The 14,101-nt window shown below is 66.2% G+C and carries 10 protein-coding genes; 1 reads left to right on the top strand and 9 read right to left on the bottom strand.

Annotation, left to right across the window (positions count from 1 at the left end; translation table 11 throughout):
* The 7 genes from ACPRTJ_RS09675 to ACPRTJ_RS09645 all read right to left on the bottom strand — a co-directional run bounded on the left by ACPRTJ_RS09675 (position 1) and on the right by ACPRTJ_RS09645 (position 8,629).
* Positions 1-795: an ABC transporter ATP-binding protein gene (locus tag ACPRTJ_RS09675; RefSeq protein ID WP_078481269.1), complete on the bottom strand. Its 795-nt coding sequence runs from the start codon at positions 793-795 to the stop codon at positions 1-3.
* Positions 792-1,949: an ABC transporter permease gene (locus ACPRTJ_RS09670; RefSeq protein ID WP_173925070.1), complete on the bottom strand. Its 1,158-nt coding sequence runs from the start codon at positions 1,947-1,949 to the stop codon at positions 792-794. Before ACPRTJ_RS09670 ends, ACPRTJ_RS09675 begins: the two co-directional genes overlap by 4 nt.
* A 43-nt stretch (positions 1,950-1,992) precedes the next feature.
* Entirely contained in the window at positions 1,993-3,015 is a 1,023-nt protein-coding gene (locus ACPRTJ_RS09665) for a DUF5924 family protein (protein ID WP_054916017.1), read from the bottom strand.
* Positions 3,016-3,157: 142 nt separating this feature from the next.
* A complete protein-coding gene (locus tag ACPRTJ_RS09660; RefSeq protein ID WP_426428708.1) occupies positions 3,158-4,531 on the bottom strand; it encodes a M16 family metallopeptidase in 1,374 nt (457 codons plus the stop codon).
* A gap of 37 nt (positions 4,532-4,568) precedes the next feature.
* Positions 4,569-6,227, bottom strand: coding sequence for a Na/Pi cotransporter family protein (locus ACPRTJ_RS09655; protein ID WP_043862318.1), 1,659 nt, complete (start codon positions 6,225-6,227; stop codon positions 4,569-4,571).
* A gap of 245 nt (positions 6,228-6,472) precedes the next feature.
* A complete protein-coding gene (locus ACPRTJ_RS09650) occupies positions 6,473-7,246 on the bottom strand; it encodes a TerC family protein (RefSeq protein ID WP_043862319.1) in 774 nt (257 codons plus the stop codon).
* Positions 7,247-7,321: 75 nt separating this feature from the next.
* On the bottom strand, positions 7,322-8,629 hold the full coding sequence (locus ACPRTJ_RS09645) for a CitMHS family transporter (RefSeq protein WP_043862320.1): 1,308 nt from the start codon (positions 8,627-8,629) through the stop codon (positions 7,322-7,324).
* Positions 8,630-8,924: 295 nt separating this feature from the next.
* Here ACPRTJ_RS09645 and ACPRTJ_RS09640 point away from each other — a divergent pair, with 295 nt between their 5' ends.
* Complete coding sequence (locus ACPRTJ_RS09640; protein WP_426428705.1) at positions 8,925-9,326, top strand: GFA family protein; 402 nt, start codon at positions 8,925-8,927, stop codon at positions 9,324-9,326.
* A 6-nt stretch (positions 9,327-9,332) separates the two neighbouring features.
* Here ACPRTJ_RS09640 and ACPRTJ_RS09635 read toward each other — a convergent pair whose 3' ends face one another.
* Positions 9,333-10,361, bottom strand: coding sequence for a hypothetical protein (locus ACPRTJ_RS09635; protein ID WP_426428703.1), 1,029 nt, complete (start codon positions 10,359-10,361; stop codon positions 9,333-9,335).
* Between the two features lie 10 nt (positions 10,362-10,371).
* Positions 10,372-14,064, bottom strand: coding sequence for a tubulin-like doman-containing protein (locus tag ACPRTJ_RS09630; RefSeq protein WP_054916014.1), 3,693 nt, complete (start codon positions 14,062-14,064; stop codon positions 10,372-10,374).
* Between the last annotated feature and the right edge of the window lie 37 nt (positions 14,065-14,101).

Raw genomic sequence — 14,101 nt, 5'->3', positions numbered from 1 at the left:
TCAGTTCTCCTTGAGCGCTGTGGCGGCCTGGTAGGCCGCACGGCCGCGCGGGCCATGAAAATAGTCGTGAATCCACGCGTCGTCGGTTTCCGAGACCTGGTCGATGGGGCCGGCCACCAGCACCTTCTTCTGCGCCAGCACGGCCACGCGGTCGGTGATGGTGTAGAGGGTGTCCAGGTCGTGGGTGATCAGGAACACGCTCAGGCCCAGCGCATCGCGCAGGGTCAGGATCAACTGGTCGAAGGCGGCCGCGCCGATCGGGTCGAGCCCGGCGGTGGGCTCGTCGAGAAACAGGATGTCCGGGTCCAGCGCCAGGGCGCGGGCCAGGGCGGCGCGCTTGATCATGCCGCCCGACAGCGACGCGGGGTATTTGTCGGCCGCCGACAGCGGCAGCCCGGCCAGGGCCAGCTTGACCCCGGCCAGGTGCTCGGCGTCGGCGCGGCTCAGGCCGGCATGTTCGATCAGCGGCAGTGCGACGTTCTCGGTGACGGTCAACGACGAGAACAGCGCGCCCTTCTGGTACAGCACGCCGAAGCGACGCTCCACCTGCGAGCGCTGCTGGTCGCTGGCCTGGCTGAGGTCCTGGTCGAAGATCCTCACCGTGCCCTCGTTGGGCCGGCGCAGGCCGACGATGCTGCGCAGCAGCACCGACTTGCCACTGCCCGAGCCGCCGACCACGGCGAGGATCTCGCCGCGGTACAGGTCCAGGTCGAGCTGTTCGTGCACGCTCTGGGTGCCGAAGCGGTTGCACAGGCCCCGCACCTCGATGACCTTCTCGCGGCTTGCCTCACTCACCAGCTCATCTCCATGAAGAACAGCGCGAACACCGCATCCAGCACGATCACCACGAAGATCGACTGGACCACCGCCGAGGTGGTGTGGGCGCCGACCGATTCGGCGCTGCCGGTCACCTTGAAACCTTCCAGGCAACCGATGGCCGCGATCAGGAAGGCGAAGAACGGCGCCTTGGCCAGGCCCACCAGGAAGTGCTGCACGCCGATGTCGCTTTCCAGCAGCGACAGGAACATCGCCGGCGAGATGTCCAGCGACACCGCGCACACCACGGCGCCGCCGATGATGCCGCACAGCATCGCGACGAAGGTCAGCAATGGCAGCGCGATCAGCAGCGACAGCACCCGCGGCACCACCAGCAGCTCGACCGGGTCCAGGCCCAGGGTGCGGATCGCATCGATTTCCTCGTTGGCCTTCATCGAGCCGATCTGCGCGGTGAAGGCGCTGGCGGTGCGTCCTGCCATCAGGATGGCGGTAAGCAGCACGCCGAATTCACGCAGGAACGAGAACGCCACCAGGTCGACGGTGAAGATGCTCGCGCCGAAACTGGCCAGCACCGTGGCGCCGAGAAATGCCACCACCGCACCCACCAGAAAGGTCAGCAGCGCGACGATGGGCGCCGCGTCCAGGCCGGTCTGTTCGATGTGCGCGACCACGGCGGTCATACGCCAGCGCCTGGGTTGCAGCAGGCGCCGGGCCAGGGTGGCGATGATCAGGCCGATGAAGCCGAGCAGTTGCCGGGTGTCTTGCCACAGCACGTCGACTGCCCGGCCGATGCGGCACAGCAGTTGGGTCAGCACGGACGTTTCCGGCTGGCGCTCTGGCAGGCAGTAGTCCTGTAGCGAGCAGTACACGGTGTGCAGCAAGGCGCGGTCGGCGGCCGACAGCGGGCTGGCGTGGTCATCGGCCAGTTGCCCCAGGCGCTCGGCACCCAGCAGTTCGACCAGCAGCGAGGCGCCGGCGGTGTCCAGCTTGCCCAGCTGGGCGAGGTCGACCTGGGCGCTGGCATCGTACTGGCCGTGCAGGGCCTCGGTGCTGCGCTTGAGCGGCGTGTAGTTGGCCAGGGTCCAGTCGCCGGCGATGCGCAGGCAGGCCGGGCTGCGCGTGGTATCGAGGGTGGCGCTGGCGGGGGTGACGGTGGTGGTCATAGGCTCCAGACAGTCCGGCAGGCGCTCCAGTGCGCCGGGTCAGAGCATAGCGTCACTTGGCGACGGATGCTTGACCGTCATCAACCACCTCGAAGCGCAGCACGCCGATCACCTGGCCGTCTTCGGTGAGCACGCGCACCTGCCAGTGCCCGACCGGGTTGCTGGGGAACACCTGCTTGTGGGTCCAGGCGCGGTAGCCTTCCTTGCGCCCGCCATTGATGTTCAGGGCAATGCGATCGACCTCTTTGCCGTCCTGTTTCCATACGTGGTAGATGCGTTCGTTGAGGCCGCGCGGGGCCTTGATCGCGGTATAGGCATAGAGCCCGGCGCTGCGGATCTGGCTGGCGCTGACCTGCTCCAGGCTGTCGCCGGGGGTGCGGTTCTGCAGCTGGGTGCTGATGGCCACTTCGGTCATCCACAGGGTCGCCGGCGGCACCCACGAGCGCAGCAGCCAGCCGCTGCCGCCAACGGCCAGGGTGACCAGCACCAGCATGGCGGCACGGCGCCAGTGATTGATCGGGAAGCTGCTGGCCAGGCTCGGGAACGACAGCAGCATGGCGATGCCCAGCGCCAGCTTGAAGCTCTGCGACGTGGTCAGGTGCAGGATGATCGGCAGCGCCGTGAGCAGCGCGGCGAACAGGGTCAGGGTGTGCAGGGCCAGGAACAGCCAGCGGCGCGGCGCCAGCCAGCGGTAGTACAGCGGGTCGACGATCGACACCAGCCCGGCGCCGGCCAGCAGGCCGGTGAACACCAGCTGGCCGCTGTTCCAGGTGGTGGTGACGAAGAAGAACGGCAGCACGAAGAACAGGCTTTCCTGGTGGATCATCTGCGTGGCGTAGCGCAGCAGCGGCTGCGGGATCTCGCGCTTGAACAGGCGGGTGAACAGCTGGGTGAAGGTGTTCTCGAACATCAGCCACAGCCAGCTCACCAGCAGCAGGATAGCGACCCAGCTGGCCAGGCCTTCCTGACGGTCGACCAGGATGAAACTGCCGATACCGGAAATGAAACCGCCGAGGGCGATGACCCCCGGGTAGCGCTTTATCAGGTCGATCAGGCGCAGGAGAAGTGCGGGCATGGTGGGGCGTTCGCTGGGTGAGGTAAAAATCTGTTACAGGATACGCTGCTTTCGGGTGTCAGTAATGGCCCTATCGCGGGTCAAGCCCGCTCCCACAGGGTGCACGTGATCATTGTGGGAGCGGGCTTGACCCGCGATTGCGTCAGCCGCGGCGTCGCCGCCACAGCAGCAAGGCCGCGAACACCAGCCCTAGCCCCAGTGCCCCCAACCCATACAGCTGGTCATACCCCAGCAACGGCTTCTCTACCCGCACATACCCAGGCTCGGCGAACAGCGCCTGCAGCGCCGCATCCGCATCCTCCAGGCTGACCTCGCGCAACCGGGTCTTCGCCTCGCCGACCCGACCGTCGGCATAGTCGTTCAACGCTCCCCAGTAGTAGTCGGCCAGCGCGCTGTTGCCCTGGCTGGTCCACGCTTCGCGGGCGATTGCCGCGGCCTTGATGCGCTCGAACGTGGCGCGGTCCAGGCCGTCCTTGCGCAGGCGCTCGATCATCTGCCCCAGGATCTGCTCGGCCGGCTCGACCTGATCGCTGTCCAGGTCGGCATTCAGGCTCAACAGGCCGGTGTCGCCAAAACGCTCGCGCTGCGCCGACGGCCCGTACGACAGGCTGTGCTGCAGGCGCAATTCGCGATACAGCGCCCAGTCCAGGTAGCGCTGCAGCAGGTCGTAGGTGGCGTCGTGGTTTTCATCCAGTACCGGCTCCAGGAACATCCAGTGCAACCGCGCACTGTCGCCCAGCCAGCCGCGGATCAGCTCGCGGCGTGCCTGGGCCTTGTGGGTCACGCCATCGAGTACCCGGCGCTCGCCCGGTTCCACCGGCTCCAGCTGGCCCCAGGTGCGCTCCAGGTAGGCGGGCAGCACGCGGTCCAGGCCGCCGACCACGATCAGGCTCATGTTGTTGGGGGCGTACCAGTGCTGGCGCAGTTCATTCACTTCTTCCAGGGTCATGTCCTGCACCGAGGAGCGCTCGGCACACTTGAGCCCCAGCTCCACCGCCAGCTGGTCGCTGGCACGGTGGCCGAGGTCCTGGCGGTCCAGCCAGCGCTGCAGGTGGGTGTAGTGCCCGCCGTCTTCACGCTCGACGATGCTCTTCGACACCTGCAAGGCGTTGGCATCGATACGTGTGTCCTGGAGCACGGCCAGCAGCAGGTCGAGCACCTTGCGCTGGTTGCGCGCCGGGGCCTCGATGACGAAGGTGGTGTCGGCGCTGCTGGTGTAGGCGTTCCATTCACCGCCCAGGGCCTGCATGCGTTCTTCCAGCCCGCCTTCGCCCGTGTCGTCGATACCGCTGAACAGCAGGTGTTCGAGCAGGTGCGGCAGTTCCTGGCGCGCGCACGGGAAGTCGTCGAAGCCGATGCCCACCACCAGTCGGATCGACACATGGTCGCGCTCGTAGCCGGGCTTGAGCAGCACCTGCAGGCCGTTGGGCAACAGGTAGCCCTCGACCTGGGTGCGGTCGAGGGCAAAGCTTGAAGAGGCGCCCAGCAACAGGCAGATGAACATCAGGCAACGCATCACAGGCTTCCTTGCACGGGTTCGGGGCAGCGCCGGGTCAAGGCGAATGGGCATCGTCCGGTACGCTGTCGATCATCAGGGCGCCGGTATCGCTGCCGCCCAGTACCGCATAGGCACTGCTGCAGAACAGCGAGTTGAGACGTTTCATGTCGGCGATCAGTTCCAGGTGCAGCGAGCTGGTCTCGATGCTCTGCACCACCTTGCGCTGCAGGCGGCTGACGTGGGCATGGGCCAGGCGCCGCTCCTGGGCGCGGAAGCGACGCTTCTCGCGCAGCAGCTGGCGTGCGCTGTGCGGGTCGCCACTGAGGAACACCGACAGGCCCAGGCGCAGGTTGGACAGCAGCTGGGTCTGCAGCACGGTCAGCTCCTCCAGGCCCACCTGGGAGAACTCGCGGCGCTGCGACGTCTTCTGCTGCTGCACCTTGCGCAGCATGCGCTCGATCAGGTCGCTGGCCAGCTTGAGGTTGATCGCCAGCTCGATGATCTCGGCCCAGCGCTGGCTGTCGTGCTCGCCGAGGTCTTCGCGGGGCATCTGCGCCAGGTACAGCTTGATGGCGTTGTACAGGCCCTCGACGTCGTCGCTGAGGGTGCGCACCTGCTGGGTCAGGGCGGTCTGGCTGCCGCGCAGCACGTTGAGCATGGCATCGAGCATGCTGTCGACCAGGTCGCCCAGGCGCAGGGTCTCGCGCACCGCGTTGGCCAGTGCCAGGCTCGGGGTGTCCAGCGCGGCAGGGTCCAGGTGGCGGGGCTTGGCGTGGCCGTTGGTTTCCTCGCGCTCGGGCAGCAGCCAGCGGCACAGGCGCCCCATTGGCGTCGCGGTGGGCAGCAGGGCCAGGCAGCGCAGGGTGTTGTAGATGAGGTGGAAGCCGATCACCAGCTCTTGCGGGCTGAAGGTCAGGCTGTCCATCCAGTGCACCAGCGGGTCGAGCACCGGGATGACCACCAGCAGGCCGATCAGCTTGTACAGCAGGCTGCCCAGCGCCACCTGGCGCCCGGCGGCGTTCTGCATGCTGGTGCTCAGGAACGCCAGCAGGCCGCTGCCGATGTTGGCGCCGATCACCAGGCCGATGGCCACCGGCAGGCTGATCATTTCGGCGCCGGCCAGGGTGGCGGTGAGCAGCACCGCGGCCAGGCTGGAATACGAGATCAGGGCGAACAGCGCGCCCACCAGGGCGTCGAGCAGGATGTCGCCGGTCAGCGAGGCAAACAGCACCTTGACGCCCTGGGCCTGGGTAATCGGTGCAGCGGCCTCCACGATCAGTTGCAGGGCCAGGATGATCAGGCCCAGGCCGATGCCTACGCGCCCCAGTTGCCCGGCGCGGGTCTGCTTGCGCGAGAGGAAGAAGATCACCCCGAGGAAGATCAGCAGCGGCGACAGCCACGACAGGTCCAGGGTCAGCACCCGCGCCATCAGCGCGGTCCCCACGTCGGCGCCGAGCATGATGGCCAGGGCCGGGGTGAGGGTCATCAGGCCCTGGCCGACGAACGAGGTCACCAGCATCGCGGTGGCGTTGCTGCTCTGCACCATGGCCGTGACCAGGATGCCGGCGATGAACGCCAGGGGCCGCTTGGCCATGTTCTGGCTCAGCAATCGGCGCAGGTTGGAACCGTACACCCGCAGGATGCCGGTACGTACGATATGTGTGCCCCAGATCAGCAGGGCCACGGCCGAGAGCAGGTTGAGCAGGGTCAGCATACTTACGGCCCCCTGTTAAGGCGCCCCAGTGGGGCAAGTGGATGACGCGGTGAGCCTGGCCTGGTGACCGGCGGTTTTTTCCAGTGCTCACTTAAGCTGTAGTCGGCCAAGGGCCGTGGCGCCAGCATGGCATGCATGCACAGGCTTTGAAACCTCGCGCGCCGGTTCGGGCAACTTCGCTGGCGCGTTGCCCTCCCAAAAGACAAAAGGCCCCATTCGGGGCCTGTTGTTCAACGCAGCCAGTGTTACTGACCCGGAATGTCCTTGCGAAGTTTCACCGGGTCGCTCTGCTGTTTCTTTTTCGCCGCCGCGGTGCGCATCTTGATGTTGATCGCCTCCACCGCCAGCGAGAAGGCCATGGCGAAGTAGACGTAGCCCTTGGGTACGTGCACGTCGAAGGCTTCTGCAATCAGCACGGTGCCGACCACGATCAGGAACGACAGCGCGAGCATCTTCAGCGACGGGTGCTTGTCGATGAACTCGCTGATGGTCCTGGCGCACAGCATCATCACCAGCACTGCGACGATGATCGCCGCCACCATCACCGGCACGTGGGACACCATGCCCACTGCGGTGATCACCGAGTCCAGCGAGAACACGATGTCGATGATCGCGATCTGGATGATGGTGTACAGGAACTTGCCACCGGCCTTGCCGGAAGACGGCTCGTCGTGGGTTTCGTCCTCGCCTTCGAGGCCGTGGTAGATCTCCTGGGAGCTCTTCCACAACAGGAACAGGCCGCCGAAGAACAGGATCAGGTCACGCCCGGAAATGCCCTGGCCGAACACATGGAACAGGTCGGCGGTCAGGCGCATGACCCAGGCGATCGACAGCAGCAGCAGGATGCGCGTGACCATCGCCAGCGCCAGGCCGAAGATCCGGGTGCGCTGCTGCATGTGCTTGGGCATGCGGCTGACCAGGATCGAGATCATGATGATGTTGTCGATGCCCAGGACGATCTCGAGAGCCGTCAGGGTAAAAAAGGCAACCCAGATTTCCGGGTTGGTCAGCCATTCCATGTGTGTTCCTTCGAGCGTGTGGGGCGTTGCGCGGCGCAGGGGTCGACGCGCAAGCGTTGGGATGAAACGGATGAATTATAGGCTGCTGAACAGCGGGAAAATTCCCATCAGCAGCGCCGCGAACATGATGCACAGGCACACCAGCACCGCCCATTTGAGGGTGAAGCGCTGGTGATCGCCGAATTCTATACCGGCCAGGGCTACCAGCAAGTAGGTCGAGGGTACCAGCGGGCTGAGCAGGTGTACCGGTTGCCCGACGATCGAGGCACGGGCCATCTCCACCGGGCTGATGCCGTAGTGGCTGGCAGCTTCGGCCAGCACCGGCAGCACGCCGTAGTAGAAGGCGTCGTTGGACATGAAGAAGGTGAACGGCATGCTCACGATCGCGGTGATCACCGCCAGGTACGGGCCCATCGCTTCGGGGATCACCGCCAGCAGGCTCTTGGACATGGCTTCGACCATGCCGGTGCCGGACAGGATGCCGGTGAAGATGCCCGCCGCGAAGATCAGCCCCACCACCGCCAGCACGCTGCCGGCGTGGGCCGCGACGCGGTCCTTCTGCTGTTGCAGGCACGGGTAGTTGACCACCATGGCGATGCTGAAGGCGATCATGAACAGCACCGGCAGCGGCAGCAGGCCGGCGATCAGCGCGACCATCAGGGCCAGGGTCAATGCGCCGTTGAACCACAGCAGCTTGGGCCGGCGTGCGTCGGGATATTGCGATACGCTGATTTCACTGTGGTCGATTTCATCGCCCGGCAGGTGCAGTTCGCCCAGGCGGGCACGTTCGCGCTTGCCGTACATATAGGCGATGGCCAGGATGGCGAACACGCCGAAGGCCATGGCCGGGATCATCGGCACGAAGATGTCCGACGGGTCGACGTGCAGCGCGCTGGCGGCGCGGGCGGTGGGGCCGCCCCAGGGGGTCATGTTCATCACCCCGCCGGCCAGGATGATCAGGCCGGCCATGATCCGCGGGCTCATGCCCAGGCGGCTGTACAGCGGCAGCATGGCGGCCACGCAGATCATGTAGGTGGTGGCGCCGTCACCGTCCAGCGATACCACCAGGGCCAGCGCGGCGGTGCCCACCGAGACTTTCAGCGGGTCTCCCTTGACCAGCTTGAGGATCTTGCGCACGGCTGGGTCGAACAGCCCGGAGTCGATCATCAGGGCGAAGTACAGAATGGCGAACATCAGCATCACGCCGGTGGGTGCCAGCTTGCTGATGCCCTGCAGCATCATCGGGCCGATCTCGCCCGAGAAGCCGCCGAACAGGGCGAAAATGATCGGTACCAGAATCAGCGCGATCAAGGCCGACAGGCGCTTGGTCATGATCAGGTACATGAAGGTGATGACCATGGCGAAGCCGAGGAAGGTCAGCATGGGGCAGTTACTCCAGGCGAGGCGCGTCGAGAAAGGGACGAACGGATCAGCGCAAGGTGCGCGGTGCTGGGAGTGACGGCGGGAGGGCAGGCAGAACGCGGGCGTGGAAGGACATCAGTATCACCATTGTTGTTGTTGATTGGGCCGGGCACTGCAGTAAAGTCAGAGCCCTGGCTGACCGGTCTTTTGCCGGAGGTGAGGCGATGCTAAGTGCCCAAGCTTTCAGCCAGCTTTCGGCAGCACAAAGGCGACAGAAGGTTTCATCAACCAGTGCGGGTCTGCAGGAGCGACGAGGATGGGCGAAGTGCATGAAGGCGGCTGCCATTGCGGCGCCGTGCGGTATCGGGTGGCGGGTGCGCTGGAGGATGTCGCGCACTGCCATTGTTCGGTGTGCCGGCGCGTGACCGGCGGGTTGCTGGTGACCTGGACGACGGTGCGCTGCGAGGACTTCCAGTGGCTGCTGGGCACGCCGCAGCGCTACGACTCGTCGGCCAGCTGCGTGCGCTACTTCTGCAGCCGCTGTGGCGCGCACATGGCGCTGACCACCGACCTGAGCCCCGAAAGCATCGATATCACCATCACCACCCTGGACGCACCGGAGCAGGTGCAGCCGCGCCGGCATATCTGGACCGACAGCCGGCTGCCCTGGGTGCACCTGGACGAGCAGCTGCCGGGCGAGCCCGGCGAGACGCTATAGCGCGGGCTACTCGATGATCACCCCGCCCAGGCCCTTAGGCGTATTGAACGACTGAGCGCGCAGTTGCTCGGCCTGGCGCAGGATGATCTGCGCCTGGCGGTTGCCAGGGTCCTGGCTGAGCACGCTGTTGGCCAGCGAACGGGCGGTGGCACCGTCACGACGGGCCAGGGCGCTGCGTGCCTGGCTCAGTTGCTGGCCCACCAGCCCGGCATTGGCTGCGCTGGCAGGTCGTTGTACGGGCGGGCGCGGGGTGGTGAGCGGACGCTGCTGCGCCGGCTGCACGACGCGAGCCTGTTGTTCCAGCTGTTGCTGGCGTTTGGCGAGCTGGGTTTGCTCGTCGCGTAGCTGCTGCTCCTTGGTGGCCAGCTCACGGGCCTGCTGCTCGCGTTGCGCCCGTTCGGCAGCAGCCTGACGAGCGGCTGCCGCACTGGCCGCAGCGGCGGCCGCCTGGGCCTTGGCCTGCTGGTCGCGCTGCTGGCCCTCGAGCCCGGCCTGGGCGCGTTGCAGCAGGCTGATGGCGCGCGGGTCCTTGCTCTCGATGCGCAGCGCGCTTTCGGCTTTTTCCAGCGCACAGTCGAACTGGCTGCTGCGCAGGCAAGCCTGGCCGGCGGCCAGTTCGGCTTCGAACTGCTGCAGCGACTGGCGCTGGCTGGCCTGGTAGGCACCGTAGCCGAGTACCGCCACAACCACACCGGCGGCCAGGGCAAGCTTGCGCCCGAGGTTGCGCGACTTGGCAGCCGGCGCCCCCTGCACTACCGGCGGTACGGGCGGCGGCGTCACTACCGGTGTGCTCACGATGCCTGCCGGGGCCAGCGTGTGCACCGGTTCGATCTCCGGCGCGGGCGCCGCTGCGGGCATGGGGGGCGGGGCCGCGCTCACCACGACCACCGGCGCCGGCGCGGCGGGTGCAGCGGCCACAACCTGGCTGCTGGCGCCGCAGTACGGACAGAACGCCACCGGGCCGCTCAGGGGCTGGTTGCACGCGCTGCTGGCGCAGTTGAGCGGGAAGGCCGGATTTTTCGCGGATGCGGACATGGGGCCTTCCTCAGTTCACAGGCGGTGGCGCCATCGGCGCAACGGGCGGTGGAGTACCGACAGGCGGCGCTGCGGCGGGCGTCGGGGCGAACAGGTGGGCCAGCTCGGCGATCTGCCCGGCGCCCAGCCAGGCGGCCATGCCTTCGCGCCACAACAGGCTGTCGCGGGTCACCTGGCCGGTCTGCACGTACTGCTGCAACTGGCTGGTGGTGTACGGGCCATAGTTGGTGCCGGCCACGCTCAGGTGGTAGCTGTACTGCGGTGCGGCCACCGGCGGCGGCACCATGCCGGCTGCGCCTGGTGGCGGCGGTGGCGCCATGCCCGGCATGGGGGCGGCAACTGGCGCTGTGCTGGCGGCCGGCTGGAACAGGCTGTCGAGCCAGCCGCTGGTGAAGAAGTCCTTGAGCAGGGTGCGCTTCTCGCTGTGCTCGTCGTGCACTTCGTCGCGGTACACATCGGCGCGCGAGCCGCTGACCGGCTCGGTGAACTGCTGCAGCAACGCGCGCGCCTGCTCGACAAGGCGCTCGGCGTTGTCCGGGGCCTGGCGCTTGAGGCGGTTGTCGTACTCGTTTTTCAGCAGCTCGGCGATCTTGTACGGGAAGGTCTGGTACAGCGACGACACGCCGATTTCGTCCTGGCGCATCTGCGGCTTGTAGGCGCCGCGGCGCAGGTCTTCGAACAGCGCGACCATGGCTGCCAGTTGCTGCGGGCTGCGCAGTTGCTCGTAGCGTTGGCGCAGCTGGTCTTCGATGTCCTTGCGCTGCAGCTGGTTCAGGCCGTTCTGGCGGATCGCGAACTCGTCACCGACGCTGAAGTAGTCCTGGTCGATCATCAGTTCGTAGCGTTCCGACGGGTTGCGGCGCAGTACCCCCATCACGACCGCGTGCAGGTACAGCTTGAAGTCCTCGGCGAACTGGCGGTACTGCTCCTGGGTGAACTGGATCGGCTGCACGAACTGGCTGATGCGCTTGTGGCTGTGCAGCGGGATGGTGGTGCTTTCCTTGCGGTAGCTGGCCAGGTAGGTCGGCAGCGGGGTCAGCGCCGGCAGAGGGAAGCCGCTGAGCTCGGTAAAGCAGATCAGCTTGCCCGGGGTGCCCGACTCGACGAACTGGATCTGCCCGGCGGTCATGCCGGTGCCCTGTGGCAGGCACTGGCCGAGCATGGCGCCATAGGTGCGCTTGAACTCATTGGCGTCCTGCACGCCGACCAGGCAGGTGTAGCGGTCCTTGCCGATGCCGAAGCCGCCGGTGAGGTTGAGCGGGGTCCACGGCATGGCACGTTGCAGCAGCTGGCGGAACTTCTCGCGCTGCTCGTCCGGGGTCAGCGCGGCCAGCGCACTGAGCAGCGGGTCGGTGCCCTGGGTCTGGCGCGGCAGTTGCTGTACGGCCTTGGCGCGCAGCTTGGACAGCAGCTCTTCCTGGCCCTCCTCGTCCTGCAGCTTGCCGAACAGGGTCTTGGAGCCGCCGAAGTCCTTGAATGCGTCCTTGGCCCACTCGCGCACCTGGGCGCCGTCCACCGGTTGCTCTTCGCTGTTCTGCACCAGCGCCAGGGGGATCAGCGTGGCGTGTTTTTCCTTGATGCTGGCGTCGATCTTGCTGATGTCGGTCTCGATCCGGCGCAGCAGCTGGTCGACTGCGTTGCGCCCGTCCTGCAGGCGACCGACGAAGCCGTTCCACACCGCACGACCGCTCTGGTCCACCGACTCCTTGCGGCCCAGCCAGTCGGACAGCTCGCGCAGCAACTGGGCCGCCTCGCGCGCGGCCACATGGCGCACGTAGAACAACAGGCTGTCGCGCAGGGTGTCCTTGACCTGGGTGAGCACGGTCTCGGCCTGCTTGTCCTTGCCGCTGAGGCGGGCCATCAGGCCGCCGCCGGTGGTTTCCTTGAGGCGCTCGAATTCGCGGGCCAGCTCCGAGGACTCCAGCTTCTCGGCCAGTTCCTTGAAGCGTGCGGCGTTCTTTTCCAGCGCCGGGATGATGCCGCTGCCTTCGTTTTCCAGGCGGTCCTTGAGCATCTCGACCAGGGCCAGGGTGTAGTCCAGGCCACCGCGCTCATCGTCGTCCAGGCGACGGAAGAGTTTTTCCGGCAGGGCGTCTTCGCGCACCAGTTCGGCCAGGCGGCGCTGGCGGTTTTCCTTGATGCGCACTTCGTGGTTGCGCTCGGCACTGTCGATGTTGCTGCCCTTGGTGTCGCGTTCCAGCTGCTGCTGGATCTCGCGCACGTGGGTCAGCCACTGGTCCTTGTCGGCGCCGCCGCTGTGCAGGCGTTCGAACAACGCTTCGACCTTCTGCTCGATCTGGGCGGTGATGCTGTTGTCGCCTTCCACCAGCAGCAGATCGTCGGCGATCTGGTAGTGGGTGAACTCGCCGGTGGCCAGGGTCAGCTCGACCTTGGACAGGAAGTCCGGCAGTTCGGTGAAGGTACGCGGGGTGACGTTCAGCTGCTCGCGCAGGAAGTCGTCACGCTCGCGGTCGGTAGGACGGTTGTCGTTGGCCGAGGCGTTGGCAATGCCGAAGAACGCCTTGAGCATCTGCTGTACCTGACGGCTCAGGCGCACGTTCTGGCGCGCATCGATCTGGGTGTCGAGCACGGCCTGGCCGAGCGAGGAGTACGAGCACGGGAAGCGCAGCTCGGTGTCGTCGCCGTAGTCCTGGGGCAGGCGCACAGTGTAGGAGCGGATCTTGTGCTGGTTCTGGTTGACCGCGATCGAACGCTTCTTGTTGGCGAAGTCCTGCGAGGTGAAGTCGGTGAACAGCACGTCCGAGAGCATCTCGTAGACGTCTTCCTGGTCGCTGGTCTTGGCCTGGGCGACGTTGCTGTTGTCGATGATGTAGACGTCATCGTACGGGCGGTTGTCGATGAACAGGTTGTCGGTGGCGTCCCAGTGCTTGACCAGGCGGTTGCCGCGCATGCTGGTTTCCAGCTCCATCAGCGCCGCGTAGCCGTTGGCCTGCACGCGCTCGGTGTTGTAGGCATGGAAGCCGCCGGGCAACACGAAGAACAGGTCGACCTTGCCGGCGATGTTGTGTTCCTTGAGGATCGCCTTGGCCAGGTAGCCCATGTCCAGGAACGAACCGGACCCGGTGCCGCCGGCCGCCGAGCCGCTGATGACGATGCGGATCTTGCCGGGGTCGATTTCCAGGCCGAGCTTCTTGAGCTTGTCGGCGTTGCCGCCGATGTTGGCCAGCAGGCGTCCGACCTTGTCGCGCAGCTTGTCGCGGATCACCGGGTACTTGTCGTAGAAGTACAGGCGCGACAGCGCACGGATCTGCCCGGCGCCCTTGGAGGGGTCGATGCCCAGGGCGCGGATCTTGTCCGGGGTCAGCGGGAACCATTCGGCCACTTCACGGTGGCGGTTGAGCTCGTCCATCGAGTGGGTGTACTTGCTCAGGTTGAGCGGCTCGATGATCTTCTCTTCGGAGGTGAAGGCCACTTGCTCGGCCAGCACGTCGGTCTTGATCGACTTGCCGTCCTGGGTGACTTCACCAGCATCCAGGTCGAAGTTGATGAACTGCACCAGGGGGAAGTCGGCAATCTGCTGCACCTGGTTGTTGCCGCCCCAGATGGCATTGAGAATGCGCCGGCGCAGGCGAATGTTGACCTTCATGCCGGTACCGCCCAGGGCGATGAACAGCGTCGGGTGGATCTTCTCGCTGACCATGTTCAGCGCTGCCGGGCCGGAAGGTTGTGCATTCTCGTTCATCTGAAACTCCATGAGCCCTGGCTGGGCTGGCCGAATC

Source organism: Pseudomonas palmensis (assembly GCF_049942755.1).
Lineage (GTDB): Bacteria > Pseudomonadota > Gammaproteobacteria > Pseudomonadales > Pseudomonadaceae > Aquipseudomonas > Aquipseudomonas palmensis.
This window is presented reverse-complemented; position numbering and strand designations above follow the sequence as displayed.